Annotated in this window: 26 protein-coding genes; 4 read left to right on the top strand and 22 right to left on the bottom strand. The window is 37.3% G+C overall.

Annotated elements, in window-relative coordinates:
• Window positions 1–11: 11 nt before the first annotated feature.
• From MKP09_RS06025 to MKP09_RS06010, 4 genes are read left to right on the top strand one after another with little or no spacing between them, the layout of a single operon-like run.
• Entirely contained in the window at window positions 12–1,118 is a 1,107-nt protein-coding gene (locus MKP09_RS06025; protein ID WP_240826878.1) for an NHL repeat-containing protein, read from the top strand.
• Between the two features lie 10 nt (window positions 1,119–1,128).
• Window positions 1,129–1,746, top strand: coding sequence for a DUF2231 domain-containing protein (locus MKP09_RS06020; RefSeq protein ID WP_240826877.1), 618 nt, complete (start codon window positions 1,129–1,131; stop codon window positions 1,744–1,746).
• Between the two features lie 17 nt (window positions 1,747–1,763).
• Window positions 1,764–2,165: a hypothetical protein gene (locus tag MKP09_RS06015; protein WP_240826876.1), complete on the top strand. Its 402-nt coding sequence runs from the start codon at window positions 1,764–1,766 to the stop codon at window positions 2,163–2,165.
• Window positions 2,144–2,533, top strand: coding sequence for a hypothetical protein (locus MKP09_RS06010; RefSeq protein ID WP_240826875.1), 390 nt, complete (start codon window positions 2,144–2,146; stop codon window positions 2,531–2,533). The genes MKP09_RS06015 and MKP09_RS06010 overlap by 22 nt, the downstream gene beginning before the upstream one ends.
• Window positions 2,534–2,786: 253 nt before the next feature.
• On the opposite strand, the gene MKP09_RS06005 is transcribed toward MKP09_RS06010, so the two are convergent.
• From MKP09_RS06005 to MKP09_RS05905, 22 genes are all read right to left on the bottom strand, one after another.
• Entirely contained in the window at window positions 2,787–5,168 is a 2,382-nt protein-coding gene (locus MKP09_RS06005) for a glycosyl hydrolase family 95 catalytic domain-containing protein (RefSeq protein ID WP_240826874.1), read from the bottom strand.
• A gap of 225 nt (window positions 5,169–5,393) precedes the next feature.
• Window positions 5,394–5,837, bottom strand: coding sequence for a hypothetical protein (locus MKP09_RS06000; RefSeq protein ID WP_240826873.1), 444 nt, complete (start codon window positions 5,835–5,837; stop codon window positions 5,394–5,396).
• A 298-nt stretch (window positions 5,838–6,135) separates the two neighbouring features.
• Entirely contained in the window at window positions 6,136–6,678 is a 543-nt protein-coding gene (locus MKP09_RS05995) for a hypothetical protein (protein WP_240826872.1), read from the bottom strand.
• A gap of 14 nt (window positions 6,679–6,692) precedes the next feature.
• Window positions 6,693–7,199, bottom strand: a complete 507-nt coding sequence (locus MKP09_RS05990; protein ID WP_240826871.1) for a hypothetical protein — start codon at window positions 7,197–7,199, stop codon at window positions 6,693–6,695.
• A gap of 202 nt (window positions 7,200–7,401) precedes the next feature.
• Entirely contained in the window at window positions 7,402–8,142 is a 741-nt protein-coding gene (locus MKP09_RS05985) for an FEKKY domain-containing protein (protein WP_240826870.1), read from the bottom strand.
• The gene (locus tag MKP09_RS05980) at window positions 8,135–8,986 is read right to left on the bottom strand and encodes a hypothetical protein (protein WP_240826869.1); all 852 of its coding nucleotides are present in this window, start codon (window positions 8,984–8,986) and stop codon (window positions 8,135–8,137) included. The genes MKP09_RS05985 and MKP09_RS05980 overlap by 8 nt, the downstream gene beginning before the upstream one ends.
• A gap of 47 nt (window positions 8,987–9,033) precedes the next feature.
• Window positions 9,034–9,774 (bottom strand): hypothetical protein, encoded by a 741-nt coding sequence (locus tag MKP09_RS05975; RefSeq protein ID WP_240826868.1) that lies wholly within the window; start codon window positions 9,772–9,774, stop codon window positions 9,034–9,036.
• 120 nt (window positions 9,775–9,894) lie between these two features.
• A complete protein-coding gene (locus tag MKP09_RS05970; RefSeq protein ID WP_240826867.1) occupies window positions 9,895–10,146 on the bottom strand; it encodes a hypothetical protein in 252 nt (83 codons plus the stop codon).
• A 415-nt stretch (window positions 10,147–10,561) separates the two neighbouring features.
• Window positions 10,562–11,407 (bottom strand): hypothetical protein, encoded by an 846-nt coding sequence (locus MKP09_RS05965; RefSeq protein WP_240826866.1) that lies wholly within the window; start codon window positions 11,405–11,407, stop codon window positions 10,562–10,564.
• A 208-nt stretch (window positions 11,408–11,615) separates the two neighbouring features.
• Window positions 11,616–11,747, bottom strand: a complete 132-nt coding sequence (locus tag MKP09_RS25520; protein ID WP_262915132.1) for a hypothetical protein — start codon at window positions 11,745–11,747, stop codon at window positions 11,616–11,618.
• Window positions 11,748–11,869: 122 nt separating this feature from the next.
• Window positions 11,870–12,118 carry a hypothetical protein gene (locus tag MKP09_RS05960; RefSeq protein ID WP_240826865.1) on the bottom strand — a complete coding sequence of 83 codons (249 nt, stop codon included), beginning with the start codon at window positions 12,116–12,118 and terminating at the stop codon, window positions 11,870–11,872.
• Window positions 12,106–12,615: a DUF2931 family protein gene (locus MKP09_RS05955; protein WP_240826864.1), complete on the bottom strand. Its 510-nt coding sequence runs from the start codon at window positions 12,613–12,615 to the stop codon at window positions 12,106–12,108. The genes MKP09_RS05960 and MKP09_RS05955 overlap by 13 nt, the downstream gene beginning before the upstream one ends.
• A gap of 4 nt (window positions 12,616–12,619) precedes the next feature.
• Complete coding sequence (locus tag MKP09_RS05950) at window positions 12,620–12,928, bottom strand: hypothetical protein (RefSeq protein ID WP_240826863.1); 309 nt, start codon at window positions 12,926–12,928, stop codon at window positions 12,620–12,622.
• Window positions 12,929–13,009: 81 nt separating this feature from the next.
• Entirely contained in the window at window positions 13,010–13,210 is a 201-nt protein-coding gene (locus tag MKP09_RS05945) for a hypothetical protein (protein ID WP_240826862.1), read from the bottom strand.
• A 20-nt stretch (window positions 13,211–13,230) separates the two neighbouring features.
• On the bottom strand, window positions 13,231–13,794 hold the full coding sequence (locus tag MKP09_RS05940; RefSeq protein ID WP_240826861.1) for a hypothetical protein: 564 nt from the start codon (window positions 13,792–13,794) through the stop codon (window positions 13,231–13,233).
• Between the two features lie 74 nt (window positions 13,795–13,868).
• Window positions 13,869–14,021 carry a hypothetical protein gene (locus MKP09_RS05935; protein ID WP_240826860.1) on the bottom strand — a complete coding sequence of 51 codons (153 nt, stop codon included), beginning with the start codon at window positions 14,019–14,021 and terminating at the stop codon, window positions 13,869–13,871.
• Between the two features lie 5 nt (window positions 14,022–14,026).
• A complete protein-coding gene (locus MKP09_RS05930; RefSeq protein WP_240826859.1) occupies window positions 14,027–14,839 on the bottom strand; it encodes a hypothetical protein in 813 nt (270 codons plus the stop codon).
• 10 nt (window positions 14,840–14,849) lie between these two features.
• Window positions 14,850–15,401, bottom strand: coding sequence for a hypothetical protein (locus MKP09_RS05925; protein ID WP_240826858.1), 552 nt, complete (start codon window positions 15,399–15,401; stop codon window positions 14,850–14,852).
• Entirely contained in the window at window positions 15,398–15,838 is a 441-nt protein-coding gene (locus MKP09_RS05920) for a hypothetical protein (RefSeq protein ID WP_240826857.1), read from the bottom strand. Before MKP09_RS05920 ends, MKP09_RS05925 begins: the two co-directional genes overlap by 4 nt.
• Before the next feature lie 427 nt (window positions 15,839–16,265).
• Window positions 16,266–16,628: a hypothetical protein gene (locus MKP09_RS05915; RefSeq protein ID WP_240826856.1), complete on the bottom strand. Its 363-nt coding sequence runs from the start codon at window positions 16,626–16,628 to the stop codon at window positions 16,266–16,268.
• A gap of 256 nt (window positions 16,629–16,884) precedes the next feature.
• Entirely contained in the window at window positions 16,885–17,760 is an 876-nt protein-coding gene (locus tag MKP09_RS05910) for a hypothetical protein (RefSeq protein ID WP_240826855.1), read from the bottom strand.
• Window positions 17,761–17,866: 106 nt separating this feature from the next.
• Window positions 17,867–19,117 (bottom strand): tetratricopeptide repeat protein, encoded by a 1,251-nt coding sequence (locus MKP09_RS05905; protein WP_240826854.1) that lies wholly within the window; start codon window positions 19,115–19,117, stop codon window positions 17,867–17,869.
• Between the last annotated feature and the right edge of the window lie 399 nt (window positions 19,118–19,516).

Genomic DNA, 19,516 nt, shown 5'->3' with positions numbered 1-19,516 from the left:
TTATTCAACTAATGAATAAAAGAAACTTTTTAAAAACAGCAACCATTCTAACTACAGCCATTGCTGCAAAACCTGCCGCTGCATTTGGCATCAACAAAAAATTAAAACTGGAAGATGATGTACTTATTGGACATGGAGGCTTTAAATATAAAGTGCATAAGAACTGGGCTAAAATCAGTCCGGCTCATAATCCGCTTTTTAACTGCCACGAAATGGTAATGGACAGCAAAGGCAGATTGATTATGATTGGAGACCATACCAATAATAATATTTTAGTGTTTGATAAATCGGGCAAACTACTTGATTTTTGGGGCACACAATATCCCGGCGGGCACGGCCTTTCAATAGGTAAAGAAGGCGAAGCAGATTTTTTAGTGATAACCGATTGCGGATATTTTCAGGATAAAAACGGCGGCTGGCAACGCCAATCGGGGCAAGTATTTAAAACAACGATTGACGGAAAACTGATCTTTAATTTTGGACACCCGCACGCAATAGGCGTGTATAAAGCCGATGAAAGATTTCAACCAACAGAAACTGCTGTAGCACCCAATGGCGATATCTATGTAGCCGACGGTTATGGATCGGATTATATTATTCAATATGATGCGCGCGGTAAATACATCCGGCATTTTGGTGGACACAATAACTCCAATCCCGATCATAATTTGAAAAATGCGCACGGTGTTGCCATTGATAACAGAGACAAAAACAATCCGGTACTTGTTTGTACTTCCCGATCAGAACAATGTTTTAAGTTTTTTACACTTGATGGAAAATATATTAAAACAATTGCCATGCCTGGCTTGTACGTTTGTCGTGCCGTTATTGATGATAAAAATATTTACGCTGGTGTTTGTTGGTCTGACAAAAAAGACGGGCAAAAGCAGGCAAAAGATTCGGGCTTTGTTACCATACTTGATAATGCAAATAAAGTAGTTTCTAACCCGGGCGGCACCGAGCCTCAATATGTAAATGGCCAGTTACAGCAAATGTTTCAAACATCTGAAAAGATATTCAATCACGGACATGATGTATGCGTTGACGATGACAAGAACGTTTATGTATGTCAGTGGAATGCTAATCAAACTGCTCCCATAAAATTAGAAAGAGTATAAAATGATTTTATTGAGCATCGATATTTTTTTGGGAAGATTTCATCCATTGCTGGTGCATTTACCCATCGGTTTTTTGTTGCTGGCTGCAGTGTTGCAGTTTACTGGAGCTTTACCAAAATTTCGGCGTGTGCGTACCGCCGTTCCACTTACGCTGCTTGCTGGCTGCCTTAGCGCAATAATAGCTTGCGTTACAGGATACCTACTTTCGCTTAGCGGCGATTACAATATGGAAACGCTTGATTGGCACATGTGGATGGGAATTATCACAGCGATTATTTCATTTTTAGCATGGCTATTTAGTATTAAAGTGATCCGCATTAAATGGGTGCATAGCGCAAAACTATTGAACTTATTAATGGTGCTGATGATGTTTTTCATCAGCGTTGCCGGGCATTACGGAGGAAGCCTTACACACGGCAGCGATTATCTTTCTACAGATATTCTATTTAAAAAAGAAAAAAAAAAAAAGAAAATAACCAATGTAAATGAAGCATTGGTTTTTGAAGATATCGTGCATCCTATTTTGATTGATAAATGCGGTGCCTGCCACAATGCAGATAAAAAGAAAGGAAAACTTTCGATAGAATCATTGGAATTAATAAAAAAGGTGGAAAAGGTGGTGCGGTAATAATTGCAGGCAAACCTTTGGAAAGTGAATTAATAAAGCGCGTGTTGCTTGATCCTGCAGATGAAAAATTTATGCCAACGGATGGAAAAACACCGCTTACCAAAGAGGAAACTGCTATTATAAAATGGTGGATTGAAACCCAGGCAGCAGCGCCCGACATGAAATTGGCCGCTGCCAAACCGCCTGCCGAAATATTAGCAGGCATACAAAAAGTGGTGGGGCTTTCGGGTGCTGGCGAGCAGGCGCAAAGCAGCGAGCAGCCTGCTGTTGTATTAAACACGCCTGCGCCAAAGTTGCAAAACAACGCACTTGATCCATTTAAAAAAGCAGGCTTTGTAATCAAACAAATCAGCTACAATCCCGATTTGTTGGACGTTACATTGCCATCAAAAAAGACGTGTCGGGAAATGATAAAATAAAATTGTTGAACGGTATTAAAAACAATATTTACTGGCTCAATATTTCCGGTAATCAAATTACCGACGATCAGTTAAGCATTGTAAACAGTTTTGCCAATTTGCAAAGGCTTCGGTTAGACGAAAACCCTATTACCGATAAAGGCATTCAACAACTAAAAAAATTGCCCGCGCTGGAAAGTATCAATTTGAAGAATACAAAAATTACCGCAGCCAGCGTACCCATTTTAAAAGAAATAAAAAGTTTAAAAACGGTGTATGTTTGGGGAACTGCTATAAGCGGAGAAGCGCCAAAAGATAGTACAGGCCTGCATATTGTTAGCGGCTTTGAGAAATCGGTTGGAGAAACAGCAGCAGTTAGCGAGCCTTGATATTTAGCGTACGCTTATAAAGTCTCTCACTTATTGGCATAAGAGTGCCACTAAAATAAGCTTTTATCATTCAGTATGTATTCAATGTGACTAAGAAGCAAGCCATTCAAAAAAACATCATCCGTTTTTTAAGTCAGACTTTTCTTTCTCTTTGAGGAAAAAAGTATTTGAACTGTGTTTTATCTTATAAATACTTCTTGATCTTTCACCAGTTCAATTTTTGCAATATTCGTTTGCTTTTCTACTTCAATATTTATTTTTTTCTATCTCGATTATAAATACCTTTTCCTTTGGGTATTTGCACATTACACCAACCACCAGATAAAGCTTTAATAGTAGCTGTAGTTAACAAATGATTTTGCCAGTCAAATTCCACTTCAAAATTTCCACGAGCTTTCAAACCCTTTACAGATCCGGATTTCCAGGCGTCATCTTTTGGCAATGCAGGTAAAAATCTTATTACATTATTTTTACCATGACTTTGCAACAACATTTCTGCCATTCCTGCTACGCCGCCAAAATTACCATCAATCTGAAACGGAGGATGTGCATCAAATAAGTTGGCATACGAGCCTGCACCACTACTCATCTTTATTACGCCATCGTTAGAAACAGGCGTTAAAAGACCCTTCAACATTTTGAATGCGTGATTGCCATCTCCTATGCGTGCCCAAAAGCTTACCTTCCATGCTTTCGACCATCCGGTGCCATCATCGCCACGCAACTCCAAAGTTTTAACAGCTGCATTGAGTAAGTCTGGTGAATCCCAAGGGTTGATTTCATCGTACGGATGCAAACCGTACAAGTGAGAAACGTGCCTGTGATGCGGATCAACGGCCTCCCAATCATCCAGCCATTCTTGTATGCCACCGTTGGTTGGGCTTATTTGATTAGGTGCTAAGTGGTTTATTATTGTTTTTAGTCTATTGGCTAACACTTCATCTTTATGAAGAATGGCAGCCGCTTTAATCGTTGCTTCAAAAATATTTCGGCTTATCTGCATATCCATTGTAGGCCCCATGCAGGTACTTCCTTTAAACCCGTTGGGCTTTATGTATTGGTTTTCGGGAGAATTGGAAGGAGCCGTTACTAACCAGCCATGCTTTGGTTCTTTAATAAGAATCGATTCTAAAAAAACGGCAGCTTCTTTTATAACCGGATAATATTTCGCAAGAAACTGCTTATCTTTTGTATAATTATAATGTTCCCATATATGCGTTGCCATCCATGCGCCGCCAGTAAGTGTGGAACCCCATCTTGCACCTTCGCCCGGCGAAGTAAAAAACCAAGGGTTGGCAATCACATGCGCCACCCAGCCTTTTGCCCTATAGTATTTCCAAGCTGTTTTGCGCCCATTTTCAACAAGATTGTTTGTAAACTGAAACAAAGGCTGGGCAAGGGCCGAAAGGTTGGTAGTTTCTGCAAGCCAGTAATTCATTTGTACATTAATGTTCATGTGGTAATCGCCATTCCACGGCGTTTGATACTCTACTGCCCAAAGCCCCTGCAAATTAGCCGGAAGCAAGCCAGGACGCGAAGAACTGATTAAAAGATACCTGCCATAATTGAAATATAAAACCGGCAACTGCACATCCATTTTTCCTTCCGAAAAATGGATTAGTCGTTCCATTGTTGTAAGCCTATTTATAGTCAACTCATTTTTTGCAGGCATTGTTAAACGGCAACGGTTAAAATAAGACTGATAAATGGTTGTAGAGTTTTCTTTTGAACTGTTATAATCTTTTTTTGAACAACGATTCAAATCATTCTGTACTGTTTTTTCAACATCAACAGTCAAAAGTCCGCCAGCAGTATAGTTATAATTGGTACGCATAGCAATGGCGATAACGCAGGAGCTTGCATTGCTGATGGTAATGGCTTTTCCGGAGGCGCTAATTTCGCCATCACATTTTACTATCTGCGCTGCTATAGCATATTTCATTCCTTTATCTTTTCCCGAAGACAGCTGGCCCAATAAAAGCATCTCTTTACCGTTCGCCTCGTTTGAGGTAACACTTTCTTTTCTATCTAAATAGCAATCAAAGTTTAACTTACCTGGCTTTGCGCTGGTCATCTTTATCCAGATTACATCATTTTTAAAATCAGCAAAAGCTTCCTGAAAAATGGCATTACCATCGCGTCTGTAGCTTGTTTGAGCTACCGCGGTAGCTACATTAAGCGTTCTTTTGTAATCAGAAACGTTTGGTGTTGCATCTTTCCATTTTATAATAAGATCGCCTGCTGTTTGATAACATCCAAATTTTTCATCAGCGCCTTTACCTCTTCCAGAACCTGGACCATTTGCTACAAAATGTTTCATTAACAGCTGCTGTGCCTTTCCATTTTCGCCTTGCAATAAATAATTCTGAATAGGTTTCAGATACATGTAAGCGCTGTCTTTGTCCCCATTTTGTGGCCCACCCGACCATATAGAAATTTCGTTTAAAGCAATACAATCATTTACCGGATGGCCAAACAACATAGCACCCACACGCCCGTTTCCAATGGGTTGTGATTCGGTAAAATCGGTTGCTGGTTTGTTAAACAAAATTTCTACATCGCCTTTTTGCGCTTGCAAATGCAATACAGAAATTGTTGTGGTTAATGCTAAAAAGAATGATTTGGAAATTATCATTTTTCTCTTTTTTAATTTTTGGCTTAAAGTTTCACGATTATTTTTTTGAAAGGAAGATAGTTTTTGAATAACCGGGGGTCTGTTCAACATGACATTCATTGGCACCTTCGATTTTTGCCAGTATTAACCAATACCATTCCAGCAGCTAAATTACTATTTTATGAGTTCCAAACCCTATCACAATTTTATCCCATTCATTTTAATTTCCCTGCTTGTAAGGCAAGTTTATCCCATTTTACTCCCGGAAAAAATGGATCTTAAGATTGACAAAAGAAAATCATTAGGTATTGAAGTCTGGTCTATCCTAATATTTTCAGGAACACCTTTAACAACACTGTGATTACCATACAAACCAAATAGAAACAATACCCAAATTTTATTTAAAGCATCTTCATTGAGCGGTTCTAATGTTATTGCGGTTTCTTTTGTTTCGATGGTTTTAATTAAGCGGCTGCCAAACTCTTCAAACAATTGCTGTGCATTAAGCGGTAGCGTTTCTGCTATATTTTCGTTCTTTCCTTCCGGCCCCACTCTTTCTATTGTTTTTGTATTGCCATAGTGAAAAATATAAGTTTCTTCAAATGCTACAGATACCTTTTCATCTATATATTGCTCCACTCCAAATGTCACTTTGATGGATGCCTGGTTGGTGGGTTCTATTTTTTTCACTTGGTAAGTCATGGCGCATCCGCTGCCACAGCTCACTACAAAGCCCCCACACTGTTCACCGTTGTTTTTTATTGGCTTGGTTGGTTATCTGGCTTGTCGTATAAGGATTATCTAGCGCAGTATCGGCCTTGTTTGCCGTTGAGCTGGTGCAAGCCGCCAGTAAATACAATGCTATTAATAGCTAATGGTGTATTTCATATTTCGAATTAATTGGTGCTGCTGTTTTCCACTACAGGCCATAAGTAGCAAAAGCATTGGAAGCACTACACTATGTTTGGTTTTATTAAAATCGTTCTGTTCATTTATTAGCCAGGCTTATTTTTTCTTTAGGAATATTAATTACGCCACAGCCATCCACCAGCCAAATATCTCCTACACGTTTTACTTTTGTTACTAACAAATAATTATCGATTTCTGACGAGCTGAATGTGAAATAATAATCCGTTAAACCGATAGATTCTAATTCTATTTTTTGCGGACAATCCTGTGCGGTAAGTACGGGGTCAAAATCCGGTTCGGGATTTTCCGTATAAAACTTTCGGTATGCCGATTTAAAACCGTCGGTAACATCGACGCTTGTCAATACCCAATTGATGGTTGCTTGCTGGCTCGTTTGTTGTTCGCACATTTTTATATAACCGTTCAAAAATTGCATCAGATGTTGTTGATTTCTTTCTGAGGTTAAATCATCTTTATCGTTCATGAAATTTTCCCATTCCGCATCCGAATTAAAAATCATCCACTCGTTCCATTCTTTCTTTTCTTTAGGATATTCCTTACGGTTTCCGTCAACCAATAAGCTTCCGTCATCCAAAACCACATAAGTGCCCATAGGCTCCATCTTTAACATATTTTCTACGCTACCGGCAGTAGGATCGCAGCGGGGCAGCCCACCACAGTGCCATCATTAAAGTAGCCCACCAATCCTCCATTGGAATAAAAGAAATAGCTCAATCTGCGTGTCTCCTGTTTTACATTGAAGTTAACAAATGGTTTGATGTTTAAAGGTTTGAAGGACTTCATAAAAGCTTGCTTGTATTTGATTTCGCTATCTCCACCAGAAGTAACTTCTTTTTCTTCCCATTCGCAATAGAACATAGCTCCGTTGCGCAGATTTGAAGAAGGTTTATTCCATACAATCGCAATCGTATCGGTTGTTTTAGTGATAAAAAGCGAGTATTGATTGTCCTCATTTTCTCCATCTGCCAAATACTGTAAAGTATCTCTTTGAATATTTGCTACAGCTTCACTTGTATGTTGAACTGTTGTTGTCGGCTTCTCTTGTTGCTGTGTTCCGTTACAGGCCGTAAATAACGAGAGTATTGAGAGCAGCGCTGTTATGTTTTGTATGTTTAAAATCATTGCTTTGTTTATTGAGTGTTGTCGGGTTTCGTTCATAAAAAGACCATACAGAAACAAGTTCAAATATTGTAAACTTTATGATTAGTCTATTGAGGGATCGCTTTTTTCTTGATTAATTTAACAGGCTCATCGCTTACATCTGTTTCATAATAATACACCTGACTGTTTTCAGAAAACACGAGTTTTTGTAAATCCGAATCTTCTAAATCATCGCAAGCGGTTGGCACAAAAAAGGTTTTACGATTTGCTTCCAGCTTTTGTTGCTGTAAGAATAAGTGGTCATTGTATAAGTGCAGCCATTCATGGGTGCTTGAAATATGGAAAATTCATTGCTGCCGTCGTTGTTCAAGTCGCCTTCGTTGACTAAACGGATGTCGCAACAACCTGCTTTTATCGGTTTAAGTTTATGGTTTGAGAATTGGATCTCATACTCATCAGGTGTTCCGTCTTCAACCGGATTCCCCTGTCCTTCTTTAACTTTTACGGCTTTTGCAAATTCCAGTTTCCCATCGCCGTCAAAATCGCCTTGAATTTCTTCGCCTATTGCCCGAAGCTGTTTTTGTACGACAAGCAGGCTGTCCAGCTTTTTCACTTCCGCATCAAATTGCTGGCGCCAGTCTTTACCAAATTTTGCTTCCAGCTGGCGAAAGTATTTTTCGTTACCAGCCTCGTGTTGTTGCTTTTCGGATGGGGTGGCTTCGCAACCGCCTTCTGTTCTTTGATAACGGATGTTCCATTTTCGGATGATGCTATCGAAAGCGTCGTAATAACCTTCCGGTGGTAATTCGCCAATACGGTAATCGACCCAAAGTGAGGTGGTGTCCGTTGGGGGCGATGCCGCTGCATCCATTGCAGGTTTCGACTGTTTTTGTCCGCAGGAAACTACTATTTGAAAAAGCAACAATGATAAAAGGATTTTTTCATAATCTTCTATTTTACTCATTTTCAACCCTCTTTCCGGCATTCAGTTTTCGCCAGGCTTCTACAGACATATATTCGCCCGATTCTATATCCATAATTTTGAGTACACAATCCTTTTTATCCGCTTTGAAGTGATAGAAAGGTTCCCAGCGAAGCGGGCCATTATAGCCTACCACTATTTCGTAGAGCCTGTCTGTTTCATCTATCATAAAAGAAAGGTTTTGCTTCTTTTGGGTTAACAAATCTAACAGTTTGCTCCTTTCTTTAACTTCGGGTAGCGCTAAAATTTTCTGCAACAAATGTTCGCTGGTACAAGTTTTTTGTTGAACATTTGAACGGTCTGTTTTTGATTTTATAATCGGGGGCTTGGGTGGCTCTGAACCGGGTACCCCACTTAACTCTTTCCCTAAATGATATTCATACCCAATCACAAAAGTTTCGCCGTCATTGCCAATAGTCAAGCTTGGAACAGTAATTTTTTGCGAATGATAAGTACCATCTCGCTTTAGGTAAGCTTTGTTTAGTTTGCTGTATTTATAACCGTTTGCTTTGATGCCTGATACAAATTTTTTATAGTCCACCTCATTTTTAAGATAGTACAAAATCTGTGCGTGCCGACCACCTTCTTTTTCATAGCTTAGAATATAATTCAACCGCATCCATTCTTTGGTTGTAGGGTTGGTAAATACAAATTTGCCATCGGCATCTTCGTTGTTAGGGGTAGATAATACAAAATCTTTGCCAACCAAATAATCATGTTCTTTTTTGTTGAAATCCAGCACCTTGCCAATCGTTTTGGCAGAAAAGGTTTGGGCGCTTAAGCCTGTGCCAAAAAGGATAAGCAATAGTAAAAGTGATATTTTCATAAGCCTGATATTTAGCTTGTTCTGTATAATGACATTAATGACAAGGTTTATTCAAATTCACTGCCAATTTCATCCAGCTTGAGTAATGTTTCAATACCTATATCTTCCATATAAATGGATTCTATTTTTTTATTTCCTTTAAATGTTTCGGTAGCTATTTTTGGAACTAATTTTTGAAGTTTAACAACGTAATCACCAGTTAATAAATTGAAAGATTTGTCGAGGCGTTCCGACCCTGCGCCACCCTTTTTATACCCCGTATCGTAACCAATTAGTTTCATTTTCTTTTTCGTTTCATCAAATCTCAATTTCAAAAATCGGCCAAAACCAGCCGTTCCGTCCAAAAAATACCCCACTTCCAAAACATTCTTTTTTACGGCAAGCTGAACCGGATACATATTCATTTCATTTTCATTGAAGAATCGCATCTGAAAGGTTTCATCCTGACCGGATAGATATACAAGCAACAAATAATTGGCGAAATCGGCTGTATTTTCAACTATCAAAGCCGTGTCCGTCAGTTTATCATCATCTAAATCCGCTAATATCCTTTCCATTTTTCTTCCATTGGATGGACTTTCTTTTAATTCACTATAATTTTCAGGAATAGTTAAATGATTTTTTTCGTCTGAATTTTTGGGTGATGTATCAATGGATTCGTTAGAAGTTTGGGATTTTAGGGTGTCATTTCCACTGTTTGCTGTAGCGTTGTTTTTGTTAGTCTTGTTATTTGTCTGTCCGCAAGCAGCCAGCAAAGTGAATATTACTATGTAAAAATATTTTTTCATTGCTATAATCGATTTCTATTGGTTATTTTCATGTGTTTATTTTTTATTGTTATTCATTTGCCACATGGAACTCGCCAATAATCATTTTGCTGTGTGATAAAAGTATTATCATGGCTCGTTTCATTCTTGCTGAATCCATTCAAATTTCCCATTTTTCAAATAAATGATCCCGCCACCGCCAGTTTCTTTTTGATGAATAAAAATGCCGTCATTGGGAAGTTTGATTTTGTCGGTTTCTTTTACTTGCTCTTCGGTTATAATTTCCCCATCATCATTTACATTGTTATAGTAAATTTCATTTTTCGGTGCAACTTCAAAAACTCCAACCCACTCTAAATCATCAAAGCCTTGCCCTAAAATTTCTTTTCCCATTCCTAAATATTTCCACACGCATGTTGCCAAAAATAATTTTCAATCCATATTTTTCATTTTTCGTGTTTTGAACAATTTTTATCGTGTCGGGTAAATGATCTCCATCCAAGTCACAGGAAATTGAATTGGGGTGGTGTTTATGGGATATTGCTATGGTGTCATTAATTGTTTGATGGGTTGTTTTGAATTTCTTCTTTTGATTGCACCACATTTGTCCTAACATTTTTTTGAGGTTCTTTTTTTCGCTTTGACAACTCAAAATGATAAAGGCTAATAAAATCGATAGGATTAAGGTTGTATTCTTTTTCATGTGTTTATTTTTATTGTTTTTAGTGGTCACATGGAATCTTTGATGATTAAAATAATCATTACTTTGTGTGATTAAAGATTATTTTAATCATGTCGGTTCATCGATTTACTTTTTAAACTTCATTTCAGGAAATCCGCCCATAATCACTATGCTGTCTTTTTGAATAGTGCCGTTTTCTCGGTTAAATTCGTAAACAACCGAACTGGCAATGGGTTCCGCACAATCAATATCTTTAGGTTGATTGGATAAGGTTTCATCATAAAAAGTCCAATTGGGCGTAATCACGATGAGCCTTTTAAATTGGGGGTACATACCGGGCAATACATCCAGCGGTACTTGGTCTTGAACAAACAAAACAGGTGTTTCTGTTGATTTAGGAATAACTGCTTTGAAAATGTATTTGCCATTGTTGATTTCTATATGCTTTTCCGTAATTTCAATTACATCTTTAAAAACGGTATCTCTGATGCGTTCTGAATGAAACGTATTGGCTTCAACGTTTTCTTCAGGCACTGCTTTTAGACTTATTTTTCCATTGGTTTTATTAAAGGTTATTATTTTATTTGGTCTGCCATAAAATAGGGTAAGTGTTAATGTAGAGTCGGTTTCGTTATTAAAAATAATGTCTTTGGTTTCACTAATCCTTACATCGTGGCGCAATTGTGCGTCGTATTTTACATCTATACTTCGGCCTGCAAGGCTCTCCAAATTAATTTCGGTACACATAAATACCTTTCGTTCAAATATTCCCATTTTCTCTATTACCTCAAGCCAAGGATGCATTATTGGGCTATAATCCACAATTTGAGCACGGTAATTTTCATTCAGATTTTTGTCCTGTTTTAATCCCAAAGAGGTCATCGAAAAAATAAAGGAAGAAAATGGTAATGCCATGGGCAAAATGCTTACCACCAAAGCCAACAGGATGCCAGCAATAAAGAGCTTTGCCATCTTATTTTTCCAGAAGAGGACAATAACTGCAATGCTTGTAAAAAACCAAAGCCAAAATAAAATCACATCGCTGTAATATCCTGCAAAACTTATCTGAAAATAATAATACAGCAGACAATTTGCCAAAAGCAGTAAGGATAGTACAATGAACAAATAGGTAATTATTGGTCTTATTTTTAGCATTGTTGGTTTTAATTTGTTAATCTCCTTAATCCTTTACCTTTTCTCCAAAGGCATCATACCATACATCATCTACGCGTATATAGCGGTTGCGCTCGTCGCCATTGCATTGTAAGGACTCAAAGCTGCTATTGAATTTTTTCTTCCATTTTACTTGCATTGTTGCAGGCAATCAGTATTATCGTAGAAGTGATTAGGGTAAGCAATTTTTTCATTTTTCAAATAGATTGTAAGCAGTTACCAACACAGATAAATTTATCTATAAATTCAAAATTTATGGCTTTATTCTATAAATTTATTTTTCTTTTGATATTCCCAAAGCTCCCTGTTTTTATCGATGTAATGCGTTGGCGAATCAATGTAATTGGCATTGGCTTCAAAACCATTATCGAGTTTTAATTTTATACTGTCCTCCAAATTTTCGAAACGTTTTTTGATGTATTCTTCTTTTGATAATCGCATTTCGTAATAGATTTCATCGCTTTGTGGTTCTTTGGCGGTTAGCTTTTTCTTTAGGATTAATTGCTCCAAAAAACACCTCGCAACCAGACCGCAACGTTACCATCATTCGCGATTCCGACTAAAAAAGTGAGCCCTTTTACATCAGTTGGATAGCTGTGTAATTCTTTTGCTTGCTTGTTTCGCAATGCGGATTCAAAAATTTGCTTAATTTCTTTTTCGGGCAGGTTTAAAGTATCGCTGTAAAACTTTTTATCACGATAAGAAACGTATTGCAAAACCAATTTTACGGGTAAACGCTCTCTTTGACTGCTTTCAGTGTAATAATATTCTTCACCCCATTTTGAGGTGAAATTATCTACATCTTCATCTTTTATATGGCCCAAGTCGCCATCGGCCAAAATAAAATAGGAATTATGAATAGCAATAGGATAACTTTCTGGTGCGCAAACGCTTGAAAAATAATAATACTGTTCCCAGCTTTTATAGTTAAAAAATTTAATTCCGATAGCCATAACCAAAATCGAAGTCATGGCGATGTATAATTTGTTGATGAAATTCAGCTTCATAATATTAATGTTGAAATGCCTTAGCCAAGCCTGCGGCATACAACAGTAAACCCAACAATGCTAAACTGATAATCAGCGAAATAGCGAAAAGCCATTTGGCTATGCGATAACCTTTTCCGTGATAACTGAATGCGTAACAACCCATCAAAACCGTTGCTCCGAAAGATAAATAACAATAATTTATTATCTCCTGATCACCTTCATTGTCTCCTATATTTGCAAAAATTAAAAGCAAAATCAAATTGACAACGATAAACAGAATAGAAAGGTTGCTGTTTTTCTGTTTGTTAATTTCTGTTGTGTTTTGTTGCATTTCTACCATTTTTTGTGTTGACTAAACTATCCAATTTATTAGTGTAAGAAGATTTTTCATCTGGCTTCTACTTTTTAGTTTTTACCATTCACTATCTGTCTGTTTATATGCTTCGCTTATGATATCATCCGGCGAAGCATCTTCAAACAAATGTTTTTCCTTTTTCAGCTTAAATGTTTTCGTTTCAGACGGCATATCTTCTTCCATTGTATGGACTATTTCCTCAGTCAGTTCACCTTTTTCCAAATCGTAATTAAGCCCTTGATGACTGCCTGCACCCATATTGTAGGTTTCTATGTGGATCAACAGTAAATCATTACCAAAATAACGAAACGTACTGAAAAGATTGCCGCTCGGTCCGGTTCCATAGGATTTAATAGTAAGTCCCCGTTTTCAATACCAAGGCTTTCCGTGTCATAGATTTTGTAATCACTTTCGGTGTATTCTATCGGCATTGCAGTATTTGAAACCTTGTCCAACCAATACGATTTGTCTTTGTTTTGCAATAGTATCAGCATTGGCCTTACGGCTGTTTTTAGATTTTTGTGAACCAAAACAACGGCAATATCCGCTAAACCGTCATTGTTCAAATCGCCTTCGGCTTCGTACTGAATGTCATAAATATTTAGCTTCGGAAGAAAATCAGAAGCCTTGTTTCCTGTTGTTGGAAAGGTAATATCGGGTTCTTCGGGATTGTTTTCTTCGGGGTTTTCATAGTGAATATATTCATCGCTGTCCCCCGTTTGGGTATATCCCTGTCTGTTTATGGTATCTGAAGCTGTGTTTGATGCTGCACCTGTTTTGGGTGTGTTATTGCACGCAATCAACATTATTGCAGCAATGATTAGGGGAATTATTTTTTTCATTTGATTCTCTTAAGCGTTAATTTGTTTACAGCTTTTGCAATTTGAAAGAAAAAAGAAAGGATAACTTTCATCGTTTAATAGCGGCTAAATTCATTAGCCTTATTTTCCATAGCATTTTGAAATTTGGTCATTTCTTCTTTTGTTGCGGCTATTTGCGTCAGCTTAAACGCATATATTTTACTTTGATTGGCACTTGTCCATTTTCCCGTGATTTGCTTTTTATCCATTGTTCCTAAAAAACACCTGAAAAATTAGCGGTAGCTTGTTCCACCAACACGATATTGCCATCCTTATTCCGGTAGCCATTTAGCAAAATATATTCATTTTGATTCTCGTAAATATATGCCCCCAAAATCCGGTCGGCATTTGTTCCTTCGTCCAATCCTTCCAGATATAAGGTTACTTTAAGTGTGCCGTTGATGGTGCCTTTGTACAATCTTTGGTTCTGTGCGTATGTTTGCGTTGCAGCCGCCAAAAGGAAGATTATGAATAGTGTGCGCATAGTAATTTGTTTTCTTATTTTCTTTAAAAAGATAATCCAATATCTGTTTTTTCTATCATTCCGGGTGTGTTCAAGGTTGCAAATGCAGCCCTGTATGGTTTCGGGCATTCCGTTTATCCGTATTTCTTTTCCTTTGCTGTCTGTAATGATGATTCCTGCCGCATTTTTTTCACCTTCCGCAAAATAAGTCCTGTAAACAAGATAAGTATAGCCGTTGTTGCTAAACTGCAGATTGTCGATTTCCATTCCCGAATTTTCTACGCCGCCGCCTCGCCAATACGAATTGTATTCAAATTTTTGCCAGCTTTCTTTTGTTTTTTCTGTCGGAAATTCCAATTCGATTTTGTTTTGACTGCCGAAACGGTATTGCATATAGGCATTGTTTTTATCTTTTACCAAGACCATCTTTTTGCCGCTTTTTGTTTCGAAAGAATAGATGATTTCTTCATTGCTCAAAACGAAGTCTGTTTGTTTTTGTGCTTGTAGGTTGTTGCAATTTGAAAACAGCGTCAATACAGTGAAAAGTAAAATCAGGTTTTTCATAAGATATTTTTTAATTTTCTTGCATTTCAAAACTGCTGTGCTTTATCGGCGAAACTTCTTTATCAACCAAGGTTAATTCGTTTTCTTTAAATCCGAACCGAAGCTTTTCTGTCCATTCCCAGAATTTTTCCTCTCTTAAATTTACGCCGCTTGCTTTGAAAAAAACTGTAATTTGATTGTTTTTTACTTCCAAATTAATTTCATCAAACGTATCTTGAATGGTTGCGCCATCGGGCGTTGTGGGGCAATTTTCTAGTTCTTTCAGAACCTCTTTGTCATTTCTGAACCATTGCCGAAGAAAACCTAAATGCTGATTTGAACATTGATAACCCAAGTTCAAAGCCGAAAGGATTTTACATTTCAGATTGCTTCTGTCGTCGTTTGCGCTTCCGTCCCAACTGCATTCATTGCCGATAAAAGTGGCTACATACGCCAATGCCGCTTTTTCGGGCTCGGAAATGGTTTTGATGAAATCCTCATTAAGAACAATGACGTTAATATTTGTTTCATATTTTTCTTCATATTCTTCGTTGTATAGGTTTTCCTGCCAAAGGAATTTCACTTTTTATCGGTTAAGGAAAGGGGTTTTACGGTTTTTGCGGAAATTAAAAATTCGGTAAAGTTCAGAAATTCCGAATCGCCTGCATAACGGATGCTATCCTTTTTCCAGGTGATTGCTATTGCATCGCCTCTTATAAAATGATATTCGTTGTCATAAATTAATCCAATTGTGTCTTTGTTTTTTTCAACAAAAAGCAGCCAATTATCGCCGCCATCATTGAACTCAACAAAATTTACGGTGTCGGTATAAATTTTTCCGAGTTCGATTTTTTCATTGGGTCGTAACCTGCTTTTCAGCGTATCGTTAACTGTTTCGGTAATTTCGGTTTGTGGGCTTTGGCTTGCGCCTTGTGCTTTATCTTTGCAAGAATGCAACGCAAAGGCAAGTGCGAGCATAGGCCATAATACGAGGTGGTTGGTTGATTTTTTCTTCATCATTTGCTCATAAGAAGGTTAAACAATAGTATGAAAATAATAAATACGAGTATCAGGTTGCACCAAAATTTATCCCGCTGTTTTTTCTGTAACGATAAATGGCTTCTATAATCAATAGTAAAGTGATTAGTGGAGCGGCTATCAATATAGCGTAAAGTGCGCCGTATCCCATCGGGTCTGACTTACCGTTTAATACAATGAAATATATAAGGAACGATAATGCGACAATAAAAATGATTCTTAGCAAGAGGTACAAGAACCAACCTTTGTATTATGGGAATGCGTTGCTTTTCATTTGTACTTTTTTAAAAACTTATTGAACACAAAACATATTACACAAGTAAATACGAACGAAAAAAACGATGATTTTATAATATTACCAAACGGCACATAAGGATGTCCGTCCATTGTAATTGAGGGTGTTATCCACTCAAAAAAATAATATAGAAACAAAAACAGTAGTATAAAAGATGTTAAGCCAAGAGCAAATAGGATGAGATATTTTTTCATTTTCGCATTCTTTTTCTTTTTCTTGATAATACAACTTGGCACATCTTTCCTCAAAATCATAATAAACGGCATCACTAAATGCTTCCAAATAAATTTTTCCAAAATACATTTTGGTTTTGATGGTGGGTATTTTTATCAATTCACCCGCTTCATTATTCGCTAAAGGGTCGTAATAATTCCAATCGCCTATATAATCTCCGGTAAGTAAATTTACGCTTGATTCGCCGCTACCGTTTAGTGTGGCATCGCCAAGTTCATAACGATCCATTCCAATAAGGCGCACACGCTTTGCGTTTTTATCAAATCGAAATTGACAACGATATCCTGATCGCATCCAATTGCAAGCAAACTCAAATCCGTTTCGGGTAGCGGTTATTCCGCATTGTTCCTTGAGCCCTTTTATGGGTTTACTTTTTACTTTTTTAAAATTTTGTGTTGAAAGTTGACAAACAATGGCAGCAACATTACCTTAAAAATGGATATAAAATCTTGCTATTTCATTTCTTACACAATCGTTAATATATTCGCACGTGTATTTTTTACTCTTCCATCGCTTCCTGAAAATAGCTTTTATATTTCTGCAATTTTTTGTTGTACATAATGGCCAACTTTACATCTTCGCCGTTTAATATCAATCCGTCTATTGGCGCTGCCACCAAGGTTGGGCTATTCATAAAAACGCGACTGCCTACGTTGTACGAGTTGATCCTTATTTTATCATTATAATTTTCGGCAAAAGCTAAGTAAGGTTGTTTGGTAGCTTTATTAGTACAAGCAATTAGCAACCGAGAAATTTGTTTTTCGTTATTGTCTAAAATAATAGCTACGTCTTTGATGCCGTCGGCGTCGTAATCGCCATAAGCCACTACCGTTCGGGAGCGTTCCTCATTTTGTGTGGGGCTGTAATCATTTCCATTATTATAATCATTATCAAGAATTAGTTTTTTAACGCCGGGTTGTAAGGCAGTAAATGCAGCGAGCGAAAATTTTGTCTGGTATTCTTCCAAGTCAGATGCACGGATAAAATAATCCGCACGGGCGTTGTATGATTTGGATAACTTTACTTTTTCTGGATTTTGCAGATAAAAAACGGTGGTGTTTTCGTCAGAATTTTCGCTGTCATAATACACTTTATCACCAAATTTTAAACCCGGAAAGCCCGTGGTGGTGTTTGCTGGCAGGCTTTTGCCAATAACAATATTTTCTGGATAATAACTTCCTTCACTACCTTCATCGCCTTCTTCTATTTCGGGTACTTCACTGATCGAATCTTGCGCAATCGGTTTAACCAAAACAGTACTATCCGTTTTGTTTGTAGCCGAATCGGTATCCCTATTTTTACACATAACCAGTAATAGGGCAAGCAGAAAAAGGCTGGCTTTGGATAAAATATTTATAAAATAAGGGGGTTTCATGCGTATGTTTTTTTAGTTTATATCTATTTATCACGCAGTTCAAAAATAATCATGTTGATAAATTTATCTTTATATGCAGCTTCAAAATTTTTCTCAAATAATGCGTTCATGAGTTGTCTTCTGTCGGCATCTGTTTTTTTCCTTTTTCAAAAAGGTCGTAAACCGCAGCTAACAAAGGCACTTCAATGGCTTTGTTGCCGCCTTCTACCATTGCTTTATCAATATTGGTGATGTTGCCCAACGTATGACTGAATAAATCGGTAACCGTATGCCAACGCTCATCTTGTAGTGTTGCTTTTCCTGCTTTCCAATCCACCAAAAACTGGTTATAATCAATTCTAAAGCGATAGATATGAAACAAAGGTTTCTTTTTCTCGGCTACATCGCTTTCGTTACATTTAACCAAAGCAGCAGCGTCATAGTCGTTGATAGCAGACAATATCCCTATCTTTTCCAGGCAATATTGCTGCGGCAAACTATTGGCAAGTTGTAGATAAATGGGGTTATATACTTTTGTATGTTTATTGACGCTAGTTATTTGCTTAATTGTACCATCTATTATGCTGTTGATGCCATCATATTCTATTAGTTTTTGAAACCAGCGAACCATTTTTACGCTATCTGCCTTTATGAGTGGTTGCTCAAAATTTTGTATAGATAAAGGATAGGTAAGTGCATACCATGCCCACTCGTACATATCTCCCATAGAAATATTTGCCAATTCGCTTTTTACATATTCACAGTTGGTAAAGAATAGCTCAAACATCGCTATGCTTTTATCATAGTAGCCCATTTTATAATAGAGTAGTCCATAAAGTCCGTCAAACTCCGGGCCTTTTACTATATTGGCGTTGTTTAAAAGCTTCAAGCCCTCTTCAAATTTGTTGTTATCATTCAAGGCGCTTACTGCATTCCAAAGCGAGAAAGGCGTTTCATGAGCTTGATAAGCTTTTAGCGAATATTCCATTTCCTTTTCAGGCATATTAAGTCGGGCATATACGGCAACAAGGTTGGCGTAGTCGCTGGCCAATAGCGTTGCATCATTGGCATCCCGATACAAAGCAGACAGCGTATATTTTTCCCTCGCCTTTGGATAATTCTCTAAAAAGAAATAACAAAAACCTGCTTTCTCCAAAAAGTAAGAATTCGTAGGTTCTTTTTTTATTAGCGCTTCATATAGCGTTACAGCAGCCTCATATTGCTTTTCATCTTTTAAGCTATCAGCCTTTTCTTTCATTACTTTCGTGTCGGGTACTTGCGCATGAATAGTAGTGCTAAACAGCAGCAGACAAAAGGATATGAAGAATAAGATCCTTTTTATATATTTATTTTTTCCTTGTTTTATTTTCTTCATCATTTACCCATAAAATGTTAAGCACTAAAATAATATAATAAATAGAAGTATCAGGTTGCACAAAAATTTATCTTGCTATAATTCTGTAGAGATAAATGGCTTCGATAATCAATATTAAAGCAATCAGTAGAATGGTTATTAATATGGCGTAAAGAATGCCGTATCCCATTGAGTCTAACTTGCCATTTAATACAACAAAATATATAACGAACGATAAAGCGGCAATGAAGATGATTAGCAAGGACCAGCTTTTGTTTTTTTGGGATGTTCTGTTTTTCATTAGTTGCGGTTTGTTTTGTTTAACCTTTGGCATGTACTGGGTTAAAACGATGTTCTATAGGTTGATATTCTTTTCTTAAAGATAGATACAAAAGCCCTCTTCATCATTGCCAACAACAGCCA

The organism is Paraniabella ginsengisoli, from assembly GCF_022513635.1.
Taxonomy (GTDB): Bacteria; Bacteroidota; Bacteroidia; order Chitinophagales; family Chitinophagaceae; genus Niabella; species Niabella ginsengisoli.
This window is presented reverse-complemented; position numbering and strand designations above follow the sequence as displayed.

Coding starts and splice junctions, on each gene's coding strand:
- MKP09_RS06025 (WP_240826878.1), top strand. CDS start 12: ATGAATAAAAGAAACTTTTTAAAAACAGCAACCATTCTAACTACAGCC.
- MKP09_RS06005 (WP_240826874.1), bottom strand. CDS start 5,168: ATGATAATTTCCAAATCATTCTTTTTAGCATTAACCACAACAATTTCT.
- MKP09_RS05995 (WP_240826872.1), bottom strand. CDS start 6,678: ATGGAGCCTATGGGCACTTATGTGGTTTTGGATGACGGAAGCTTATTG.
- MKP09_RS05990 (WP_240826871.1), bottom strand. CDS start 7,199: ATGATTTTAAACATACAAAACATAACAGCGCTGCTCTCAATACTCTCG.
- MKP09_RS05985 (WP_240826870.1), bottom strand. CDS start 8,142: ATGAGTAAAATAGAAGATTATGAAAAAATCCTTTTATCATTGTTGCTT.
- MKP09_RS05980 (WP_240826869.1), bottom strand. CDS start 8,986: ATGAAAATATCACTTTTACTATTGCTTATCCTTTTTGGCACAGGCTTA.
- MKP09_RS05975 (WP_240826868.1), bottom strand. CDS start 9,774: ATGAAAAAATATTTTTACATAGTAATATTCACTTTGCTGGCTGCTTGC.
- MKP09_RS05970 (WP_240826867.1), bottom strand. CDS start 10,146: ATGGGAAAAGAAATTTTAGGGCAAGGCTTTGATGATTTAGAGTGGGTT.
- MKP09_RS05965 (WP_240826866.1), bottom strand. CDS start 11,407: ATGGCAAAGCTCTTTATTGCTGGCATCCTGTTGGCTTTGGTGGTAAGC.
- MKP09_RS25520 (WP_262915132.1), bottom strand. CDS start 11,747: ATGCAAGTAAAATGGAAGAAAAAATTCAATAGCAGCTTTGAGTCCTTA.
- MKP09_RS05955 (WP_240826864.1), bottom strand. CDS start 12,615: ATGAAGCTGAATTTCATCAACAAATTATACATCGCCATGACTTCGATT.
- MKP09_RS05950 (WP_240826863.1), bottom strand. CDS start 12,928: ATGCAACAAAACACAACAGAAATTAACAAACAGAAAAACAGCAACCTT.
- MKP09_RS05945 (WP_240826862.1), bottom strand. CDS start 13,210: ATGGGTGCAGGCAGTCATCAAGGGCTTAATTACGATTTGGAAAAAGGT.
- MKP09_RS05940 (WP_240826861.1), bottom strand. CDS start 13,794: ATGAAAAAAATAATTCCCCTAATCATTGCTGCAATAATGTTGATTGCG.
- MKP09_RS05935 (WP_240826860.1), bottom strand. CDS start 14,021: ATGGATAAAAAGCAAATCACGGGAAAATGGACAAGTGCCAATCAAAGT.
- MKP09_RS05930 (WP_240826859.1), bottom strand. CDS start 14,839: ATGAAAAACCTGATTTTACTTTTCACTGTATTGACGCTGTTTTCAAAT.
- MKP09_RS05920 (WP_240826857.1), bottom strand. CDS start 15,838: ATGATGAAGAAAAAATCAACCAACCACCTCGTATTATGGCCTATGCTC.
- MKP09_RS05910 (WP_240826855.1), bottom strand. CDS start 17,760: ATGAAACCCCCTTATTTTATAAATATTTTATCCAAAGCCAGCCTTTTT.
- MKP09_RS05905 (WP_240826854.1), bottom strand. CDS start 19,117: ATGATGAAGAAAATAAAACAAGGAAAAAATAAATATATAAAAAGGATC.